Annotated in this window: 16 protein-coding genes; 9 read left to right on the forward strand and 7 right to left on the reverse strand. The window is 61.4% G+C overall.

Features of this window, described 5'->3' with window-relative positions:
- Positions 1–227 precede the first annotated feature (227 nt).
- From AB4N48_RS10740 to AB4N48_RS10760, 5 genes are all read left to right on the forward strand, one after another.
- The gene (locus AB4N48_RS10740) at positions 228–1,607 is read left to right on the forward strand and encodes a UDP-glucose 6-dehydrogenase (RefSeq protein ID WP_460095396.1); all 1,380 of its coding nucleotides are present in this window, start codon (positions 228–230) and stop codon (positions 1,605–1,607) included.
- Between the two features lie 242 nt (positions 1,608–1,849).
- Entirely contained in the window at positions 1,850–3,028 is a 1,179-nt protein-coding gene (locus AB4N48_RS10745; protein WP_460095397.1) for an MFS transporter, read from the forward strand.
- 155 nt (positions 3,029–3,183) lie between these two features.
- On the forward strand, positions 3,184–3,870 hold the full coding sequence (locus AB4N48_RS10750; RefSeq protein WP_252886198.1) for an HPP family protein: 687 nt from the start codon (positions 3,184–3,186) through the stop codon (positions 3,868–3,870).
- A 241-nt stretch (positions 3,871–4,111) separates the two neighbouring features.
- The gene (locus tag AB4N48_RS10755) at positions 4,112–5,218 is read left to right on the forward strand and encodes an enoyl-CoA hydratase/isomerase family protein (protein ID WP_460143638.1); all 1,107 of its coding nucleotides are present in this window, start codon (positions 4,112–4,114) and stop codon (positions 5,216–5,218) included.
- A 3-nt stretch (positions 5,219–5,221) separates the two neighbouring features.
- Positions 5,222–6,373, forward strand: a complete 1,152-nt coding sequence (locus AB4N48_RS10760; protein ID WP_039762931.1) for an acyl-CoA dehydrogenase family protein — start codon at positions 5,222–5,224, stop codon at positions 6,371–6,373.
- 457 nt (positions 6,374–6,830) lie between these two features.
- Here AB4N48_RS10760 and AB4N48_RS10765 read toward each other — a convergent pair whose 3' ends face one another.
- From AB4N48_RS10765 to AB4N48_RS10790, 6 genes are all read right to left on the reverse strand, one after another.
- Positions 6,831–7,604, reverse strand: a complete 774-nt coding sequence (locus AB4N48_RS10765) for an enoyl-CoA hydratase (protein WP_460095398.1) — start codon at positions 7,602–7,604, stop codon at positions 6,831–6,833.
- Between the two features lie 15 nt (positions 7,605–7,619).
- Positions 7,620–8,747, reverse strand: coding sequence for an acyl-CoA dehydrogenase (locus AB4N48_RS10770; protein ID WP_460095399.1), 1,128 nt, complete (start codon positions 8,745–8,747; stop codon positions 7,620–7,622).
- A 142-nt stretch (positions 8,748–8,889) separates the two neighbouring features.
- On the reverse strand, positions 8,890–10,083 hold the full coding sequence (locus AB4N48_RS10775; protein WP_460095400.1) for an acetyl-CoA C-acyltransferase: 1,194 nt from the start codon (positions 10,081–10,083) through the stop codon (positions 8,890–8,892).
- Positions 10,084–10,095: 12 nt separating this feature from the next.
- Positions 10,096–10,857: an SDR family NAD(P)-dependent oxidoreductase gene (locus tag AB4N48_RS10780; RefSeq protein WP_460095401.1), complete on the reverse strand. Its 762-nt coding sequence runs from the start codon at positions 10,855–10,857 to the stop codon at positions 10,096–10,098.
- Positions 10,858–10,875: 18 nt separating this feature from the next.
- The gene (locus tag AB4N48_RS10785) at positions 10,876–12,540 is read right to left on the reverse strand and encodes an AMP-binding protein (RefSeq protein ID WP_460095402.1); all 1,665 of its coding nucleotides are present in this window, start codon (positions 12,538–12,540) and stop codon (positions 10,876–10,878) included.
- A 291-nt stretch (positions 12,541–12,831) separates the two neighbouring features.
- On the reverse strand, positions 12,832–13,848 hold the full coding sequence (locus tag AB4N48_RS10790; RefSeq protein ID WP_460095403.1) for an AraC family transcriptional regulator: 1,017 nt from the start codon (positions 13,846–13,848) through the stop codon (positions 12,832–12,834).
- Between the two features lie 273 nt (positions 13,849–14,121).
- On the opposite strand from AB4N48_RS10790, the gene efeU reads away from it, so the two are divergent.
- From efeU to efeO (AB4N48_RS10810), 4 genes are read left to right on the forward strand one after another with little or no spacing between them, the layout of a single operon-like run.
- On the forward strand, positions 14,122–14,961 hold the full coding sequence (efeU, locus tag AB4N48_RS10795) for an iron uptake transporter permease EfeU (protein ID WP_460095404.1): 840 nt from the start codon (positions 14,122–14,124) through the stop codon (positions 14,959–14,961).
- A gap of 8 nt (positions 14,962–14,969) precedes the next feature.
- On the forward strand, positions 14,970–16,154 hold the full coding sequence (gene efeO / locus AB4N48_RS10800; RefSeq protein ID WP_460095405.1) for an iron uptake system protein EfeO: 1,185 nt from the start codon (positions 14,970–14,972) through the stop codon (positions 16,152–16,154).
- Between the two features lie 17 nt (positions 16,155–16,171).
- A complete protein-coding gene (efeB, locus tag AB4N48_RS10805) occupies positions 16,172–17,470 on the forward strand; it encodes an iron uptake transporter deferrochelatase/peroxidase subunit (RefSeq protein ID WP_460095406.1) in 1,299 nt (432 codons plus the stop codon).
- Between the two features lie 26 nt (positions 17,471–17,496).
- Positions 17,497–18,321 carry an iron uptake system protein EfeO gene (gene efeO / locus AB4N48_RS10810; protein ID WP_460095408.1) on the forward strand — a complete coding sequence of 275 codons (825 nt, stop codon included), beginning with the start codon at positions 17,497–17,499 and terminating at the stop codon, positions 18,319–18,321.
- A gap of 105 nt (positions 18,322–18,426) precedes the next feature.
- Here the strand turns inward: efeO (AB4N48_RS10810) and pssA are convergent, their stop codons facing one another.
- A complete protein-coding gene (gene pssA / locus AB4N48_RS10815; RefSeq protein WP_406229112.1) occupies positions 18,427–19,770 on the reverse strand; it encodes a CDP-diacylglycerol--serine O-phosphatidyltransferase in 1,344 nt (447 codons plus the stop codon).
- Positions 19,771–19,930 lie beyond the last annotated feature (160 nt).

Genomic DNA, 19,930 nt, shown 5'->3' on the forward strand with positions numbered 1-19,930 from the left:
AAATAAAAAACGATTCAACAAAAACAATAAATGCATGAAATGAAACGCAAAAAACGGCATGACTCGATGACAAGGGTTACCGCGAAAGGCCGACAACCTGCCGTTCGAGGCGGTAAAAGTCAATCGGGCATTCCCCGAACGGTCTGTTTGCTGGTTCTTCAGCAGTAGGCGAACTGAAACATCGCGCTCTTATGTTCAGTGCAGGGAACTGCGAGCAGGAGTGCGGCATGAAGATCACGGTGTTTGGCAGTGGTTATGTCGGTCTGGTGCAAGCGGCGGTGCTGGCCGAGGTCGGTCACGACGTCGTGTGCATGGATGTCGACGCGCAAAAGATCGAGCAGTTACGCCAGGGCCACGTCAGTATTTTCGAGCCGGGGCTGGCCAGCCTGGTGCGCGAGGGCCTGGATTCGCAGCGCCTGCAATTCACCACTGATGAGCGGCTTGCGGTGTTGCATGGGCGGGTTGCGTTCATCGCGGTGGGCACGCCGTCACGCGAGGATGGTTCGGCGGATCTGCGCTACGTCCTGTCGGTTGGCGACGCGATTGCCCGGCATCGCCAGCAGCCATTGATCGTGGTGGAAAAGTCCACGGTGCCGGTGGGCACGGGCGACGCTTTGCGCAGCCACATCGAAAAGGCCCTGATCAAGATTGGCCGCCTGCTGCAGTTCGATATTGTCTCCAACCCGGAATTTCTCAAGGAAGGTTCAGCGGTTGCTGATTGCCGGCGACCGGATCGCATTGTCATTGGTTGCGAAGGTACTGAAGTGCGCGATGTGATGCGCGATCTGTACGCGCCGTTCAACCGCAACCATGACCGCATCCTGTTCATGGACCTGCGCAGCGCCGAGCTGACCAAATACGCCGCCAACTGCATGCTGGCGACCAAGATCAGTTTCATCAACCAGATCGCCGAACTCGCCGAGCACCTCGGCGCGGACATCGAATCAGTGCGCCAGGGCATCGGTGCCGATACGCGGATTGGCTATCACTTTATCTATCCGGGTTGCGGCTACGGCGGTTCGTGTTTTCCCAAGGACATGCGCGCGTTGATTCACAGTGCCGAGCAGGCACATTGCTCCAGTGATCTGCTGCAAGCGGTCGAGGCGATCAACCAGCGCCAGAAGCACAAGCTGTTTGAGCGCATCAACGCCTTCTACCGGGGCGATTTGCGCGGCAAGACCTTTGCCCTGTGGGGCCTGGCGTTCAAGCCCAACACCGACGACATGCGCGACGCGCCGAGCCGGGTTCTGCTAGAAGATTTATGGGCTGCCGGGGCCAGCGTGCGCGCGTTTGATCCAGAAGCCATGGTGGAAACCCAGAATCTCTATCCAAACGAATCAAAACTGATGCTGATGGGCACGCCGGAATCGGTACTGGCCGGCGCCGATGCGTTGATCATCTGCACCGAATGGCAACAGTTCAAGGCCCCGGATTTCGAGCTGATCAAACAGCGCCTCAACAGCCCTGTGATCTTTGACGGCCGTAACCTGTACGACGCCGAGCGCCTGGCGCGCAATGGCTTTCAGTATTTCCCGATGGGGCGCGGTGAATCGTGCAAGTTGCCGATCACCTTGCGGCAGTGGCCCGCGGCTTCGGATGTGGCTTGAACTGGCCCTGTGGGAGTCATTGCAAATTGTGAGCTACACAGACCCTGTGGGAGCGAGCCTGCTCGCGAATACGGTATGTCAGCGACATAGCAGGTGACTGATCCGCCGCCTTCGCGAGCAGGCTCGCTCCCACAGGGAAATCATGTGCTCCGAGAGACGCTGGTGTATCAGCTTGACCGGTGGCGGCTGCCCAGAGAGGATGGCGTTCGCCCACGCTTCCCGAATAAGGACATTCCCCTTCCGTGGCCATCTATTCGCCGTTCATCCGCCGGTTGATGATCAGCTCGCTGACCGTGGTCATCAGCCGCGCCCTGGTCAGCCCGTTGCTGACACTGTTCCTCAGCAACAAGCTTGGCCTCAATCCGCAGGATGTCGGCTTGCTGCTCGGCATCGCCGTGTTCAGCGCAACATTGCTGTCGCTGTACGGTGGCTACATCATCGACAAGCTGGACAAGCGCCAGTTGCTGATTGTGGCCATGCTCTCCAGCGGTATCGGCCTGATCCTGCTGACCTTCGCGCAGAATCTGTATGTGGTCACCCTGGTGCTGATCATCAGCGAAACCGCGTCGGCGCTGTTCCTGATCGGCTCCAAGGCGATCCTCAGTGAACAGCTGCCAGTGGGCCAGCGGGTCAAGGCGTTTTCCCTCAATTACACGCTGACCAATATCGGCTACGCCGTCGGCCCGATGATTGGCGTGGTGATTGCCGGGGTGCAGCCGTCCGCGCCGTTCATCGTTGCCGGTGCGATCGCCATTGGCAGTATTTTTCTGCTGCTCGGCGCGACCAGGGATGCCAGTCCGATAAGTTCCGGCAGTGCGCCGCAAAGTTTCCTCGACACGCTGATGATCCTGAAAAACGACCGTACCATGGTGCTGTTCACCCTCGGTTGCCTGCTAAGCACATTGGTGCACGGGCGCTTTACGCTGTACCTGTCGCAATACCTGCTGGTCACCCACACCCAGCAACAAACGCTCGACACCATGGCCGCCCTGCTCGCCTGCAACGCAATCACGGTGATCCTGCTGCAGTATCAGGTTGGTCGCTGGCTCAGTCGCGAACACCTGCGTCACTGGATTGCCGGCGGCACTGCGCTGTTCATCGTCGGGTTGATCGGTTTCAGCGTGGCCGACAGCCTGCTCGGCTGGTGCGTGGCGATGTTCATCTTCACCCTGGGCGAGATGATCATCTACCCCGCCGACTTCCTGTTCGTTGACACCCTCGCCCCTGAGGCACTGCGCGGCAGCTACTACGGCGCGCAGAACCTGTCAGCGCTTGGCGGGGCTGCCAGCCCGGTAATGTGCGGTTTTCTACTGATGCACACGCCTGCTCCAAGCATGTTCTACGCCTTGAGCGGCTTGGCGGCGCTGGGCGGTTATCTGTGCTTCGTCAGCGCTCGGCGCACCGCTTCAATGCAAAAATAGTGCACTAAAACTGCATTTATATGAATTTGTCAGCATCGATTTTGATCGGCAAACTACGCGCGTTCCTCCCCCAATGTTGGAACGCTTCTAGGGCTTTCCGGATTTGCCGGACAAGTCCTTTTTTTGCCCCGGATTTTGTAAAGGATCAGTTCTACATGCTTGCTCGCTGGTTGCCCGCTGCCATCAACACCCGCCCCACTGAATGGAGCCGTGCCGCGATCGGCATGGGCCTGGGCACGCTGTTCAGTGTGTGGATGTGCGCGCAGGTGTTCGGCCATGACGTTGCATTTCACCTGGTCGGCCCGCTCGGCGCTTCGGCGGTGCTGCTGTTCGCGGTGTCCTCGGGCGCCCTCGCCCAGCCATGGTCGATTCTTGGCGGCTACCTGTGTGCTGGCGTGGTCGCCTTGCTGGTCGCCCATGTTCTTGGCCGTACGCTGGGCAGCGCCTGCCTTGCTGCCGGCATGGCGGTGATTCTCATGTGCTGGCTGCGTTGCCTGCACCCACCGGCCGGTGCCTTGGCGTTGACGCTGGTACTGGCCGACCCGGCAACCATCGCCATGGACTGGAAAGCCATGGAGCCGGTCATGCTTGGCGCCCTGTGCATGCTCGTCAGCGCGCTGGCCTATAACAACCTGACCCGCATCCGCTATCCGAAGCGCGCTGCCGACCCGGCACCGCCAGTGGTCCCGGTCGACCGCCAGGCAATTACCGCCGCAGACCTGAAACTGGCGCTGGCCGACATGGAAGCCTTCATCGACGTCACCCCCGAAGACCTCGAACGCCTGATTCACGCCAGCGAACTGCACGCCAAGCGGCGCAGCATTACCGAAACGTTCAGATGATCCCTTTGTAGGAGCTGACGAGTGCAACGAGGCTGCGATCTGTTGATTTCAAAAAACAAGATCAAAAGGTCGCAGCCTCGTTGCACTCGTCAGCTCCTACACGGACAGCGGCGCTAAGAGAAAAACGCAGATTCCCCCTGCACATATCCCCGTTGTACACGACAAATTTGCACTGTTACGATCCGCTAACGCCCGCGCGCGGGCTTTTCGAATAAAGACAATAAAAAGCAGGGAGTTACAGATGACAGCTCAGGCTTCATCCCGGCGGACCCCGTCCATGGATGCCATGCAAAACGACGTGCTGGCCGAGGTGCGCAACCATATCGGCCACCTGACCCTCAACCGCCCTGCGGGCCTCAATGCCATCACCCTCGACATGGTGCGTCTGCTGCAACAGCAGCTCGATGCCTGGGCGTCTGACGCCAATGTTCACGCCGTGGTATTGCGCGGCGCTGGTGAAAAGGCCTTCTGCGCCGGCGGCGATATTCGTTCGCTGTACGACAGCTACAAGAGCGGCGACACGCTGCACGAAGATTTCTTCGTCGAGGAATACGCCCTCGACCTGACAATTCATCACTACCGCAAACCGGTGCTGGCCCTGATGGACGGTTTCGTCCTCGGCGGTGGCATGGGCCTGGTGCAAGGCGCCGATCTGCGTGTGGTCACCGAAAAGAGCCGTCTGGCGATGCCGGAAGTGGCCATCGGTTATTTCCCTGATGTCGGCGGCAGTTACTTCCTGCCGCGCATCCCCGGTGAGCTGGGGATTTATCTGGGCGTCAGCGGCGTGCAGATTCGCGCCGCCGATGCGCTGTACTGCGGCCTCGCCGACTGGTACCTGGACAGCAGCAAACTGGCCCTGCTCGACGACAAGCTCGACCAGATGGAATGGCAGGACACGTCGCTCAAATCGGTGCAGAACCTGCTGGCCAAGCACGCCGTACAAACCCTGCCCGATGCACCCCTCCAAGTGTTGCGCCCGGCCATCGACCATTTCTTTGCCCTGCCCGACGTGCCGAGCATGATCGAGCAATTGCGCGCCGTCACCGTCGCCGACAGCCACGAATGGGCGGTCACCACGGCGGATCTGCTGGAAACCCGCTCGCCGCTGGCCATGGCCGTGACCCTGGAAATGCTCCGTCGCGGCAGGCACCTGAGTCTGGAGAATTGCTTTGCGCTGGAGCTGCATCTGGACCGCCAGTGGTTTGCCCGTGGCGACCTGATCGAAGGTGTGCGCGCCCTGCTGATCGACAAGGACAAGTCACCGCGCTGGAACCCGCCGACCGTCGCTGAGCTGGACGCTGCGCAGGTTGCGAGCTTCTTCCATGGTTTTGATGAGAGCGGGAGCTGAGTCATGCACGATCTCGAACTGACTGAAGAACAAGTGATGATCCGCGACATGGCCCGGGATTTTGCCCGTGGCGAAATCGCGCCCCACGCCCAGGCCTGGGAAAAGGCTGGCTGGATCGACGACGCCCTGGTGGCGAAGATGGGTGAGCTGGGCTTGCTCGGCATGGTTGTGCCGGAGGAATGGGGCGGCACCTACGTCGATTACGTTGCCTATGCGCTGGCGGTTGAGGAAATCTCTGCCGGCGATGGCGCGACCGGCGCGTTCATGAGCATTCACAACTCGGTAGGCTGCGGCCCGGTGCTCAACTACGGCAGCGACGAACAGAAACAGACCTGGCTGGCCGATCTGGCCAGTGGGCAGACCATCGGTTGCTTCTGCCTGACCGAACCCCAGGCCGGCTCCGAAGCGCACAACCTGCGCACCCGCGCCGAACTGCGCGACGGCCAATGGGTGATCAACGGCGCCAAGCAATTCGTCAGCAATGGCAAACGGGCGAAACTGGCGATCGTCTTCGCCGTGACCGACCCGGAGCTGGGCAAAAAAGGCCTGTCAGCGTTTCTGGTGCCGACCGACACGCCGGGTTTCATCGTCGATCGCACCGAACACAAAATGGGCATCCGTGCTTCCGACACCTGCGCGGTGACGCTGAACAACTGCAGCATCCCCGAGGCCAATCTGCTCGGCGAGCGTGGCAAGGGCCTGGCGATTGCCCTGTCCAACCTTGAAGGCGGACGCATCGGCATCGCCGCGCAGGCATTGGGCATTGCCCGGGCGGCTTTTGAAGCGGCGCTGGCTTATTCGAAAGACCGGGTGCAATTCGACAAGCCGATCATCGAGCACCAGAGCATCGCCAATCTGCTGGCTGACATGCACATGCAGATCAACGCCGCGCGGTTGCTGATCCTCCATGCAGCGCGGCTGAGGACGGCGGGCAAACCGTGCTTGTCCGAGGCTTCGCAGGCCAAGCTGTTCGCATCGGAAATGGCCGAGAAGGTGTGCTCGTCGGCGATCCAGATTCATGGCGGCTATGGCTATCTGGAGGATTACCCGGTCGAGAAGTACTACCGCGATGCGCGGATTACCCAGATCTATGAAGGGTCGAGCGAGATACAGCGGATGGTGATTGCGCGGGATTTGAAGAACTATCAGCTGTAATGGCGTTGGCCCTACCCCTCACCCCAGCCCTCTCCCCAGGGAGAGGGAGCCGACCGGGTCGGTTACGGATTCAGCGGCAACCTTTCAGGTCGGCGTAATTCGCCCGTATCACGCGGTCAGTCCCCTCTCCCCAGGGAGAGGGAGCCGACCGAGTCGGTTACGGATTCAGCGGCAACCTTTCAGGTCGGCGTAATTCGCCCATATCACGCGGTCAGTCCCCTCTCCCCAGGGAGAGGGAGCCGACCGAGTCGGTTACGGATTCAGCGGCAACCTTTCAGGTCGGCGTAATTCGCCCATATCCCGCGGTCAGTCCCCTCTCCTCAGGGAGAGGGAGCCGACCGGGTCGGTTACGGATTCAGCGGCAACCTTTCAGGTCGGCGTAATTCGCCCATATCACGCGGTCAGTCCCCTCTCCCTGGGGAGAGGGCTAGGGTGAGGGGCTTTTGAAGGTCACACACTATTTGCCTTGGAATGCAGCCTCACGCTTGGCAATAAACGCCGCCATCCCTTCCTTCTGATCCTGCGTCGCAAACGCGGCATGAAACACCCGCCGCTCGAAACGCACGCCTTCGCTCAGGTTGACCTCGAACGCGCGGTTGACGCTCTCCTTGATCATCATCGCAATCGGCAGTGATTTGCCGGCGATCACCGCCGCGACTTTCAGCGCTTCATCAAGCAGCTCATCGCTTGGCACGATCCGCGCGACGATGCCGCAGCGCTCGGCTTCTACCGCTTCGATCATGCGTCCGCTCAGGCACATTTCCATGGCTTTGGCTTTGCCCACGGCGCGGGTCAGGCGCTGGGTGCCGCCCATGCCCGGCAGCACGCCGAGGTTGATTTCCGGCTGGCCGAATTTGGCGTTGTCACCAGCCAGGATGAAGTCGCACATCAGCGCCAGTTCACAACCGCCGCCGAGGGCAAAACCATTGACCGCGGCGATGATCGGCTTGCGTCGGTTGGCCACTCGATCGCTGTCGCTGAACAGATCGTCCATGTAGATCTGCGGATAGGTCAGCTCGGCCATTTCCTTGATGTCGGCGCCGGCGGCAAAAGCTTTTTTCGAACCGGTGAGGACGATGCAGCCAATATGCGCATCGGCTTCCAGCGTATCGAGGGCGTGGTTCACTTCGCTGACCAGTTGCGCGTTCAGCGCGTTCAGTGCCTGCGGCCGGTTGAGGGTGATCAGGCCGACGCGGTCGCGGGTTTCCAGCAGAATCGTTTCGTAAGTCATGAATAAAATTCCTTGTCAGAGATTGCGCGAAATGACCATGCGCTGAATGTCGCTGGTGCCTTCGTAGATCTGGCAGACGCGCACGTCGCGGTAGATGCGTTCCAGCGGAAAGTCGTTGAGGTAACCGTAACCGCCAAGGGTTTGCAAGGCCATGGAGCAGACCTTTTCAGCCATTTCCGAGGCGAACAGCTTGGCCATCGACGCCTCGACCAGCGCCGGTTGGCCGCTGTCACGCAAGGCTGCGGCGTAATGCACCATTTGCCGGGCGACGGCAATTTGCGTGGCCATGTCCGCCAGGCGGAACGCCACGGCCTGATGCTCGATGATCGGCTTGCCGAAGGTGTCACGCTCGCGGGCGTAATCACGCGCGGCCTCGAACGCAGCGCGGGCCATGCCGACGGCTTGCGAGGCGATACCGACGCGGCCGCCTTCGAGGTTGGCCAAGGCGATCTTGTAGCCCTCGCCCTCCTCGCCCAGCCGATTGGCGACCGGCACTTTCACATCTTCAAAAAGAATCTGGCAGGTGTCGGACGCGTGCTGGCCGAGTTTGTCTTCGACCCGCGCGACTTTGTAGCCCGGCGAGTGGGTCGGCACGATAAAGGCGCTGATCCCGCGCTTGCCGGCGCTCGGGTCGGTCACGGCAAACACGATCACGATGCCGGCGTTTTGCCCGGAGGTGATGAACTGTTTGCAACCGTTGAGCACGTAGTGATCGCCGTCCAGCCGGGCGCGGGTTTTCAGGCTGCTGGCATCGGAACCGGCCTGCGGTTCGGTCAGCGCGAAGGCGCCGAGCATCGCGCCGCTGGCCAGCGGTTTGAGGAAGCGCTCGCGCTGGTCATCATTGCCGAACTTGAGAATCGGCACACAGCCGACCGAGTTGTGCACGCTCATGATCGTCGAGCAGGCACCGTCGCCTGCGGCGATTTCTTCCAAAGCCATGGCGTACGCGAGGTAGCCTGTGTCACAGCCGCCCCACTGCTCCGGCACGAGCATGCCGAAGAAGCCCAGCTCGGCCATCTCGGCGATGGCTTCCCTGGGGAAACGGTGCTCGCGATCCCACTCGGCGGCGAACGGCTTGAGCCGTTCCTCGGCAAACTGCCGGGCCATGTCGCGGATCTGGGTTTGGTCTTCGTTGGGGATCATGGTGAGTCCTTGAAATCTGAGTACGACATTGAACCCTGTGGGAGCGAGCCTGCTCGCGAAAGCGGTGTATCAGTCACGCATGTGCCGGCTGAAACGACGTCTTCGCGAGCAGGCTCGCTCCCACAGTTGATCGGCGATGCCTTCAGTAAACGCATTCCACAGCCATGGCCGTGGCTTCGCCGCCGCCAATGCAGATCGCTGCAATGCCGCGCTTGAGCTGTTTCTGCCGCAGCGCGGCGAGCAACGTCACCAGAATCCTCGCTCCCGAGGCGCCGATCGGATGGCCCAGCGCGCAGGCGCCGCCATGCACGTTGAGCTTGTCGTGGGGAATCTCCAGGTGCGTCATCGCCGCCATGCCGACCACGGCAAACGCTTCGTTCACTTCAAACAGATCCACCTGATCCAGCGCCCAACCGGTCTTGTTCACCAGTTTCTTGATCGCGCCAATCGGCGCGGTGGGAAACAGGCCAGGGGTATCAGCGAACGCAGCGTGGCCATGAATCACCGCCAGCGGCTTGAGGCCCAGTTGCTGCGCGTGGGACTGGCGCATCAGCACCAGCGCCGCCGCGCCGTCGGAAATCGAGCTGGAGTTGGCTGCGGTGACCGTGCCGCCCTCGCGGAACGCCGGTTTCAGCGAGGCAACCTTGTCGAGTTTGGCTTTTGGCGGCTGCTCATCGTTGCTAATGACCACCTGCTCTTTGCCAACGGTCACCGTCAGCGGGACGATTTCGTCCTTGAAGCTGCCGTCCTGGATCGCCTGTTGTGCGCGGGTGGTCGAGGTAATGGCGAAGGCATCCTGCGCTTCGCGGCTGAAGCTGTTGGCCTCGGCGCAATCCTCGGCGAAGGTGCCCATCAGGCGGCCCTTGTCGTAGGCGTCTTCGAGGCCGTCGAGGAACATCGAATCAAGCACGCGGGCATGGCCCATGCGATAGCCGGCGCGGGCGCGATCGAGCAGGTACGGCGAGTTGGACATGCTTTCCATGCCGCCGGCGATCACCACGTCGGCACTGCCGGCAAGCAGCATGTCGTGAGCCATGATGGTGGTCTGCATGCCCGAGCCGCACATCTTGTTCACCGTGGTGCAGCGCGTCGATTTATCCAGTCCGGCGCCCAGGGCAGCCTGACGTGCCGGCGCCTGACCGAGGCCGGCGGGCAGTACGCAACCAAACAGCACTTCATCAACCGCGTCGCTGGCGACACCGGCGCGTTCGACCGCAGCCTTGATCGCCGCCGCGCCGAGTTGCGGTGCGGTGAGGCTTTTCAGTTCACCTTGAAAACCGCCCATCGGTGTGCGGACAGCGCTGACGATAACAATCGGATCATTGGACATAGTCATGACTAATCCTCCTTACTTGGCGGCCATGCGCAAGGCGCCGTCGAGACGGATCACCTCGCCGTTGAGCATGCTGTTTTCGATGATGTGGCGCACGAGCGCGGCGTATTCGGCAGGCTTGCCCAGACGCGGCGGGAATGGCACACCCGCGGCCAGCGAATCGCGCACTTCCGGGGTCATGCCGGCCATCATCGGCGTTTCGAAAATGCCCGGGGCGATGGTCATCACGCGGATGCCGAAGCGCGCCAGTTCGCGGGCGGCCGGCAGAGTCAGGCTGGCGATCGCACCTTTCGAGGCCGAGTACGCGGCCTGGCCAATCTGGCCGTCGAACGCTGCGACCGAGGCGGTGTTGATGATCACTCCACGCTCGCCGTCAGCATTGGCTTCGCTCTCGGCGATCGCCGCCGCAGCCAGGCGCAGCATGTTGAAACTGCCTATCAGGTTGACGTTGATCACCTGCGCGAAGCTGCTGAGTGCGTGCGGGCCGTTCTTGCCGAGAATTTTCTCGCCGCGAACGATGCCGGCGCAGTTGATCAGGCCATTTACGCTGCCAAACGCGGCGATCGTCAATTGCACCGCCGCTTCGGCAGCCGCCTCATTGCTGATGTCAGCAACCACGCTTTGCGCACCCAGGCGCTGCGCCTGAGCGGCGACGGCTTCAGCGTTCATGTCGACCAGCATGACTTTGGCGCCGGCACTGACCAGCAATTCAGCGCTGGCGGCACCGAGGCCTGACGCGCCGCCGGTGACGATAAAAACCTTGTTCTCGATCTGCATGACGGTGTTCCCTTGGATTCAAGCTGAAACTCTGTGCGCCGCGGCCTCTTGAGCCTTGGCGATTTCCTGGTTGCGCAAGATAAAGCGCTGCAATTTGCCACTCGGGGTTTTGGGCAATTCGCTGACAAATTCGATTTCACGCGGGTACGAATGCGCGGCCAGACGCTTGCGCACGTGTTGGCGCAGCTCCTCGGCCAACTCCGGCGCGGCGCGGTACTGCGCGCTCAGCACGACAAAGGCTTTGACCAGTTCGGTGCGTTCCGGGTCGGGTTTGCCGACGACCGCCGCCTCGACCACGGCCGGGTGTTCGATCAGCGCACTTTCCACGTCGAACGGGCCGACGCGGTAGCCCGAAGTGGTGATCACATCATCACTGCGGCCGACGAAGCTGATGCTGCCGTCCGGGTTCCACTCCACGGTGTCGCCGCTTAGATAGTAGTTGCCGACGAAGGCCTTGGTCGGCGCACCTTCGTAGCCGCCGAACCAGCACATCGGCGACTGCGGGCGGTCGATGGCGAGGATGCCCGGCTGACCGACGTCGAGTTCGTTGTACTGCTCATCGAGCACGACGATGCGATGGCCCGGCGAAGCGAAACCGGCGGCGCCGACATGCACCGGGTGCTCGAGGCCGTGGTGGTTGCACAGCACCATGCCCAGTTCGGTCTGGCCGTAATGATCGTGAATGACCACGTCGAGGTTATCGGCGAACCAGCGGATCACTTCCGGGTTCAGCGGCTCACCGGCGCTGCTGACGATGCGCAGTTTGCCCTTGATCGATCTGGCAAACTCCTCGCCACCGGCAATCAGCAAACGATAGGCAGTGGGCGAGCCGGTGAGATTGGTAATGCCGTATTTGTTGATCACCCGGCAGGTGCTTTCGAGGGTGAACGGGCCATCGTAGAAGGTAATCGGGTGGCCCAGCGCCAACGGCCCGGTGACGCCGAAATAGATGCCATAGGCCCAGCCCGGATCGGCGACATTCCAGAACGCATCTTCAGGGCGCAGGTCCACCGCATCGCGGGTGTAACTCTGGAAAGCGACGATGGCTTTGAGCGGCACTGACAGCGCTTTCGCCGGCCCCGTGGTGCCCGAGGTGAACATCAGCAGGAACGGGTCTTCGCCGGTCAGTAACACCGGTTCGCAAACATTGGAGTGGTTGGCCAGCTCAGCCCAGAAACTGAAATCACCACGTACGATGCCCTGACCTTTGGCGCCACCAACGGTGACGATGGTCGGGCATGCGCTGACTTCATTGAGCTTGGGCCGATTGAACGCATCGGTGACCACGATTTTAGCCCCCGAGCTGTTCAGGCGATGTTCGAGGGCTTTGGGGCCGAATGCGGTGAATAGCGGCTGATACACCGCGCCGATGCGCCAGGTGGCGAGCACGGTGATGAGCAATTCGACGTTGCGTGGCAGCAGGCCAGCGACTTTATCGCCCTTCTGCACGCCCTGGGCGAGGAGGAAATTGGCGAAACGCGCGGCTTTGTCTTGCAGATCAGTGAAGGTGTAAGTCGCACTTGAGCCGTCGCGACCTTCCCAGAACAACGCAATGCGCCCGGGCAAGGCATGGCGGTCGCAACATTCAACGCAGGCGTTGAGTGCCGCCAGCGTGCCGCTGAGCGACGCATCGACGGTGTGCTGATAGTTGAACTGTTCGGTGGCAGACAAGTAATCGCGCATTGCCAGAATCCCTCGGTGTTTTTATTAGGCTGGGAACCGTAAACAACACAGGGATAGTCGCGCCGCGCGGGCCTTGGGGCAATGGTCAAAGCTATCAACGTGGTTGACTGGTTTGGCCAAGAGGTTGCGGCCGCATGCCCTGTAGGAGCTGACGAGTGCAACGAGGCTGCGATCTTTTGATCTTGATTTTTACCATCAAGTACAAGATCAAAAGATCGCAGCCTTCGGCAGCTCCTACAGGGGAACGCATTTCAAAAATGTGGGAGCGAGCCTGCTCGCGAAGGCGTCGGGTCAGACCACCTCATTGAGGATCAGCGTCCGGTAATGCCCCGGGTTCGACCCCGACCACTTGCGAAACGCTTTGTAGAACGAACTGGCATCAGCAAAGCCCAGCCGTGCAGCAATCTCGACAAAACTGATCGAAGGCTCCGCCAGCCAGGTAATCGCCAGCTCTTTGCGCACGCTGTCTTTCAGCCCCTGATAAGTCTGCCCTTCCTCGGCCAGACGCCGGCGTAATGTCGACGCGGACATACAAAATTGCTGAGCCAGCGCCTCGGTTTCCGGCCAATGCTCGGCGGGCACTTGCCGCAGATCCTGCTTGATCCGGCTGGCGAGGCTGTCGGGGTCGCGGTATTTGACCAGAATGTTCGCCGGCGCCTGGGCCAGAAAGCGCTTGAGTTCTTCGGCACTGCGTTTGACCGGCAGATCGAGGCAATCAGCGGAAAAGATCATTCGTGTTCGCGGACGTTCGAAGCGCAGGTTTTCCGAAAACATCACCCGATAGTCGTCGGTAAAGTCCGGTTCGGCGCAGCGCAGTTCAATCGCCAGAATCGGAATCCGCCGCCCGGCCAGCCAGCACGCGACGCCGTGCACGATCATCCAGTAAGTGAAATACGTGAAGGCGCGGCGCGGTTCGGCGTCGTCTTCGAGCAGGACGATTTCCGCCAGGCTCTGCTGATGCGCCAGTTGCGCCGGCAGTTTTTCCAGCATCAGCGAAAGGAACGTCAGACCGGTATCCAGCGCCGCCGCCAGCGTCGGTTGCGCCATGGCGCTGCGACACAAAAACGCCAGGCTGCCGGATTTGAGCGGGCGCGGGTCCATGCCGAAGAACTCGTCATCACCGCGTCGTGCCAGCAGGCGCCAGAGTCTGGCGTATTGCGAGGCCGGCACCCTGCCCTCATCGGCCGCTAACAAAGCCGGATCGATGCCGACCTTGGTCAACGCCTCATCCGTTGCCGCGCCCGGGGCGCAACTTTGCAGCAGCGCTTCGCGCACCAGTTGAATGGCAATGGTGTCTTTTTCCGCCATGGAGCGAGGTGAACCTTGTTGTTTTTTGGGTGGTGGGCATCTTAACCCAGCTGCTGATTTCACCGCAGGGCCAATGTGGGAGCGAGCCTGCTCGCGAACGCGATGTGTCAGATAAACAAATGTCACAGGCATACCGCATTCGCGAGCAGGCTCGCTCCCACAGGAATCACAGTTGTTCAGCTAACGTTCAGCTAAATGTCAATGAATGCCATTTGGGAATGAGTGTCATTATGTTACAACTTAGCCTCCTATCTAAATCGCTGTGGCTCGCCAATGCTCGTTCCCTTTTTGATCATGTTGCGCGAAGGCATCGAGGCCGCGCTCATCGTCGGCATCATTGCCAGTTATTTGCAGCAGACCGGCCGTGGCCAATGGATGCCAGCGGTGTGGATCGGCGTCTTCCTCGCTGCTGCCCTTGCCCTGCTGGTCGGCGGTGGCCTGGAGTTGGTGAGCGCTGAATTCCCACAGAAGCAGCAGGAGTTGTTCGAGGGCGTCGTCGGTCTGGTCGCCGTGGGTATTCTCAGTTCGATGGTGTTCTGGATGCGCAAGGTCGCGCGGTCGATCAAGCACTCGCTGCAAGCCTCTCTGGATCAAGCGCTGACGCAATCCAGGCATCAAGTGATTGCACTGATCGCCATGGTGTTTTTCGCCGTCGCTCGCGAAGGCCTGGAAACCGTATTCTTCCTGCTCGCCGTGTTCCAGCAAAGCGAAGGCCCGGGCGCGCCGATCGGCGCCCTGCTCGGCCTGATCCTGGCGGTGATTGTCGGTTTCCTGATCTACAGCGGCAGCATGCGCCTGAATCTGTCGGCATTCTTCAAGTGGACCGGATTGTTCATCCTCGTGGTCGCTGCCGGGATCCTCGCCAACTCGGTGCAGGCGCTGCATGAAGCCGGGCTGTGGAATCACCTGCAAACGGTGCTGTTCGACTTCAGCGCGACGCTGCCGATGGACGGCCCGCTGGGCTCGGTGCTGGCCGGCATGTTCGGCTATCAGGATGCGCCGACCGTCAGCACTCTTGGCGCGTACCTGGTTTATCTGCTGCTGGCGCTGGTGATGTTCTTCATGCCCGCGCCGCGCCAGGCGACGCCAACGACTTCCGTTTCCAGCCAATAAGGCCCTTCATGTCTACTACCCAAACCCCTCCGGCCCTGCGTTGGGCGCTGGCCGGCTCGGTGCTGCTGATGGTCGCCGCCGGCGGGCTGTTCTGGTACGCCTCGAACATGGCCGCCGCCAAGCGTCAGCACAACCATGACGAAATCGTCGTCAACATCCATCCGCACAGTTGCGAGCCGAACACACTGACGGTGCCCGCCGGCCGCGCCAGTTTCCGCATCGTCAACCGCTCCGAGCGGGCGGTCGAGTGGGAAATTCTCGACGGCGTGCTGGTGGTCGAAGAGCGGGAAAACATCGCGCCGGGCCTGAGCCAGGTGATTAACGCCAACCTGCAACCGGGCGACTATGCGATCACCTGCGGCTTGCTCAGCAACCCGCGCGGCACTTTGCACGTGACGCCGACGGCAGCCTCGGATGCCGCGGCCAAGGCCAAGCCGTCGATGGTCGCGTTCGTCGGGCCGCTGTCGGAATTTCGCGTGTATCTGGCCGTTCAGGGCAGCGCGTTGATCAAAGCGGCGACGGCGCTGAATCAGGCGATCGCCAGTGGTGATCTGGCGCAGGCGCAAGCGTTGTACCTGCCGGCGCGTGCTGCCTATCAGCGTCTGGCGCCGGCGGCGCAGCGTCTGGCCGAGCTGGACAACCACATCAATGCCCGCGCCGATTATTTCGAAAAGCGCGAGCAGGATCCGGCGTTCGTCGGTTTCCATCGCCTCGAATACGCGCTGTTCGAGCAACGCAAACTCGACGATGTCGCGCCGATTGCCCAGCGCTTGCTCGCTGACGTCACCACCCTCAAGCAACAGTTGCTCGCGCAGTCGCTGCCACCGGAGCAACTGGTGAGTATCGTCGTGCGCAATCTCAACGGCCTCGCCGATGTGCGCGCTGGCAGCGGCGAAGAAGAACGCTACAGCCACAGCGACCTCAACGGTTTCGCCGCGAACGCGCAGACTGCGCGCAAGGTCGTCGACCTGTTGCGCCCGATGCTGAGCAAATCCGCTGCTGAGCTGTTGCCGAAGATCGACCAGGCGCTGGACGATTTCGACAGCCAACTCCACCTCTTCAAATCCGCCGATGGCTACGTCAGTTACGACGCCGTGACCGCCGCGCAACGCCAGCAGATCGCCGCCAAAGCCAAGGCTCTGGCCACGGCACTGGATGGCATCGACCCCGCCCTCGGCCTTTCCGGCCTGTAAGCAGAAGACCACGACAGATGAACGATTCAGAACCTCTCAACCTGCAACGGCGCCGCGTGCTGATGGGCATGGGCGCCGCCGGTGTCGCCCTCGCCGGATCGGCGCTGAGTTGCCCGGCCATGGCCGCGCCGCCTGCGCAAGTTACCGAAGCACCGAGCAGCGACAAGACCGAAGACCGCCACGATTTCCACGGCTTGCACCAGGCCGGCATCGTCACCCCGCGCCCGGCCTCCGGGATGCTGGTGGCGTTCGATGTGCTGGCCAGCGATCGCGAAGACCTCGAGCGGCTGTTCCGCACCCTCAACGAACGCATTGCGTTTTTAATGAAGGGCGGCCCGGTCGCGCAGATCGACCCGAAACTGCCGCCGCTGGACTCCGGCATCCTCGGCCCGGTGGTCACCCCGGACAACCTGACCATCACCGTTTCCGTCGGCGATTCGCTGTTCGACGAGCGCTTCGGTCTGGCGGCGGCAAAGCCCAAGCGTCTGCAACGCATGGTTGGCTTCCCCAACGATGCCTTGGACGCCGATTGCTGCCATGGCGACCTGAGCCTGCAGTTCTGCGCCAACACCGCCGACACCAACATTCACGCCCTGCGCGACATCGTCAAGAACCTGCCCGACCTGCTGCTGGTGCGCTGGAAACAGGAAGGCAGCGTCCCGCCGCAAGCGCCGGCCAAACCCGGTGTGCCGGCGCAGTCGGCGCGCAACTTTCTCGGTTTTCGCGATGGCTCGGCCAACCCTGATTCCAACGACGCCAAGGCCATGGAGCGGATTGTCTGGGTACAACCGGACAGTGACGAACCGGACTGGGCTGCCCACGGCAGTTATCAAGCGGTGCGCATCATCCGCAACTTCGTCGAACGCTGGGATCGCACGCCGTTGCAGGAGCAGGAAAGCATTCTCGGCCGGGTCAAGAGCAGCGGCGCGCCCATCGGTGGCCACACTGAAAGCGAAGTGCCGGATTACAGCAAAGACCCCGCCGGCAAGCTGACCAGGCTCGATGCGCACATTCGTCTGGCCAACCCGCGCACCGCCGCGACCCAGGCCAATCTGATCCTGCGGCGGCCGTTCAACTACTCCAACGGCGTCAACAAGAACGGCCAGCTCGACATGGGCCTGCTGTTCATCTGTTACCAGGCTGACCTGGAACAAGGCTTCATCACCGTGCAGACCCGCCTCAACGGTGAACCGCTCGAGGAATACCTCAAACCGGTCGGCGGCGGTTACTTCTTCACCCTGCCCGGCGCTACCGGCGATGACGATTTCATCGGTCGCTCGTTACTCGCTGCCACCTCCCAAAACAAAACCGCATGACACCCAACCGACACTGGAGCCGCCCCATGAAAAAGACGCCACTCGCGTTATTGCTGACCCTTGGTTTGCTCAACACCCCGCTGGCGGCGTTCGCCGCGACCGCGCCGCTGGATCTGGTGGGGCCGGTGTCGGACTACAAGATTTACGTCACCGAGAAACTCGATGAGCTGGCCAGCCACACCCAGCAGTTCACCGACGCGGTGAAGAAAGGCGATCTCGCCACCGCGCAGAAGCTCTACGCGCCGACGCGGGTGTATTACGAGTCGATCGAGCCGATCGCCGAGCTGTTCAGCGATCTCGATGCGTCCATCGATTCTCGCGTTGACGATCACGAAAAAGGCGTTAAGGCCGAGGACTTCACTGGCTTTCACCGGATCGAATATTCGTTGTTCGCGGAAAAAACCACCAAGGGTCTGGATGCATTGGCCGACGGTTTGAACAGAGACGTGCAGGACCTGCAAACCCGTGTGGCCGGTCTGACCTTCCCGCCAGAGAAGGTCGTCGGCGGCGCTGCTGCGCTGTTGGAAGAAGTCGCGGCGACGAAGATTTCCGGCGAGGAAGACCGCTACAGCCACACCGACCTGTACGACTTCCAGGGCAACATCGACGGGGCGAAGAAGATCGTTGATCTGTTCCGTCCGCAGATCGAACAGCAGGACAAGGCGTTTGTTGCCAAGGTCGACAAGAACTTCGCCACGGTCGACAAGATCCTCGCCAAGTACAAAACGGCAGATGGCGGGTTTGAGACCTATGACAAGGTCAAGGACAACGACCGCAAAGCGCTGGTCGGGCCGGTGAATACGCTGGCGGAGGATCTTTCGATGATGCGCGGGAAGTTGGGTCTGAACTGATTTTTTAGCCTCTGGTCTGGCCCCTTCGCGAGCAGGCTCGCTCCCACAGTTGGAATGCATTTCCCTGTGGGAGCGAGCCTGCTCGCGAAAGCAATTCCGGACGCGCTAGAGAATCCTGTAGAGCAACCGCTCAATCCTCACCCGACTCACCCGCTTGAGAAACTTCGCCACCCCTGCCGGGTAATCCGGCAGCGTTTCAAGCGACTGGAAGTTATCGATCCGCGTGGTATGGCGGAAGATGTTTTCCAGCTCTCTCGCCCGTGGCTCCAGCCACTCGCCTTTCGGGTCTTCGATCAGCAGCGCGTTTTCCAGGTCGAGGCGAAACGCGCGCGGATTGAGGTTGTTGCCAGTCAGCAAGGTGTAGCGCTGATCGATCCACATGCCCTTGAGGTGATAGGTGTTGTCGCCGTCGCGCCACAAGTGCAGGTTCAACTGGCCGCTGTCGATGCTGTGCTGATGGCGTTTGGCGAAGCGGCGCAGGCTGATTTCGTATAGATACGGCAGCGCGGCGATCACCTTGAACGGCTCGCTCGGCGGAATGTAGAAATCGTTGGCGGTCTTGTCGCCAACCACGATGTCGATCTTCACGCCACGGGCCAGCGCGCGGTTGATCTCACGGATCACGCCCAGGGGCAGGTTGAAGTACGGCGTGCAGATGGTCAGCTGCTTTTGCGCGCTGGCGATCAGTTCGAGAATCGCCCGGTTCAGCGGGTTGTTCTTGCCGACGCCGAGCAGTGGCGTGACCGACAGCCCATCTCTGCTGGTGCTGCCGGCGCCGGTGTCGTAGGTCGCATACTTGAGGCGACTGCGCAGGTCGCCGATGTCGTTGCGCAGGCTGCGCGTGCTCGGCAGGTTCGGCAGGTCGAGGCGATGCACGGCTTTCGATTCGATCAGTCCGTGCTTGACCAGATGATGCATCGAATCCGCGAGCTCGCGACTGTGCAGCACGTGGTAGCGGTCGAAGCGGTACTTGTCGAGTTTGTGCAGGTAGACGTTGTTCAGACTCGCGCCGCTGTAGACCACCTTGTCGTCAATCACGAAGCCTTTGAGGTGCAGCACGCCGAACAGCTCGCGGGTCTGCACCGGCACGCCGTAGATCGGCACTTCGCTCTGGTGCGTGCGGGTCATGTCCTGATACCAGGCGGCGTTGCCCGGCTGCTTGCCCGCGCCGATCAGACCGCGCTGGGCACGTAACCAGTCAACCACCACGGCGATTTCCAGCTCGGGACGCTTGAGCTTGGCTGCGTGCAGGGCATCGAGGATTTCCTGACCGGCTTCGTCCTGCTGCAGATACAGCGCAACGATGTAGATGCGCTGGGTCGCTGCGGCGATTTGCTCGAGCAGGCAGCGTCGGAATTCGGCAGCACTGGACAGAATGCTCACCGCCTCGGCGGTCAGCGCGAAGCTGCGCAGTTTGGGCAGCAGAGAACGTTTGAAAAGCAACGGCATAAGGCTCGCAAGGTTCGATTCCGAAGAGTTTGAGAGCTTACACCATCGTCTGCGCCGGGTCTTGTCAGTGTCCGTAATGGCCCCTTCGCGAGCAGGCTCGCTCCCACCGTTGAAATGCATTCCCCTGTGGGAGCGAGCCTGCTCGCGAAAGCGTTTTCAC

The sequence above is a fragment of the Pseudomonas sp. S2_C11 genome, from assembly GCF_054668395.1.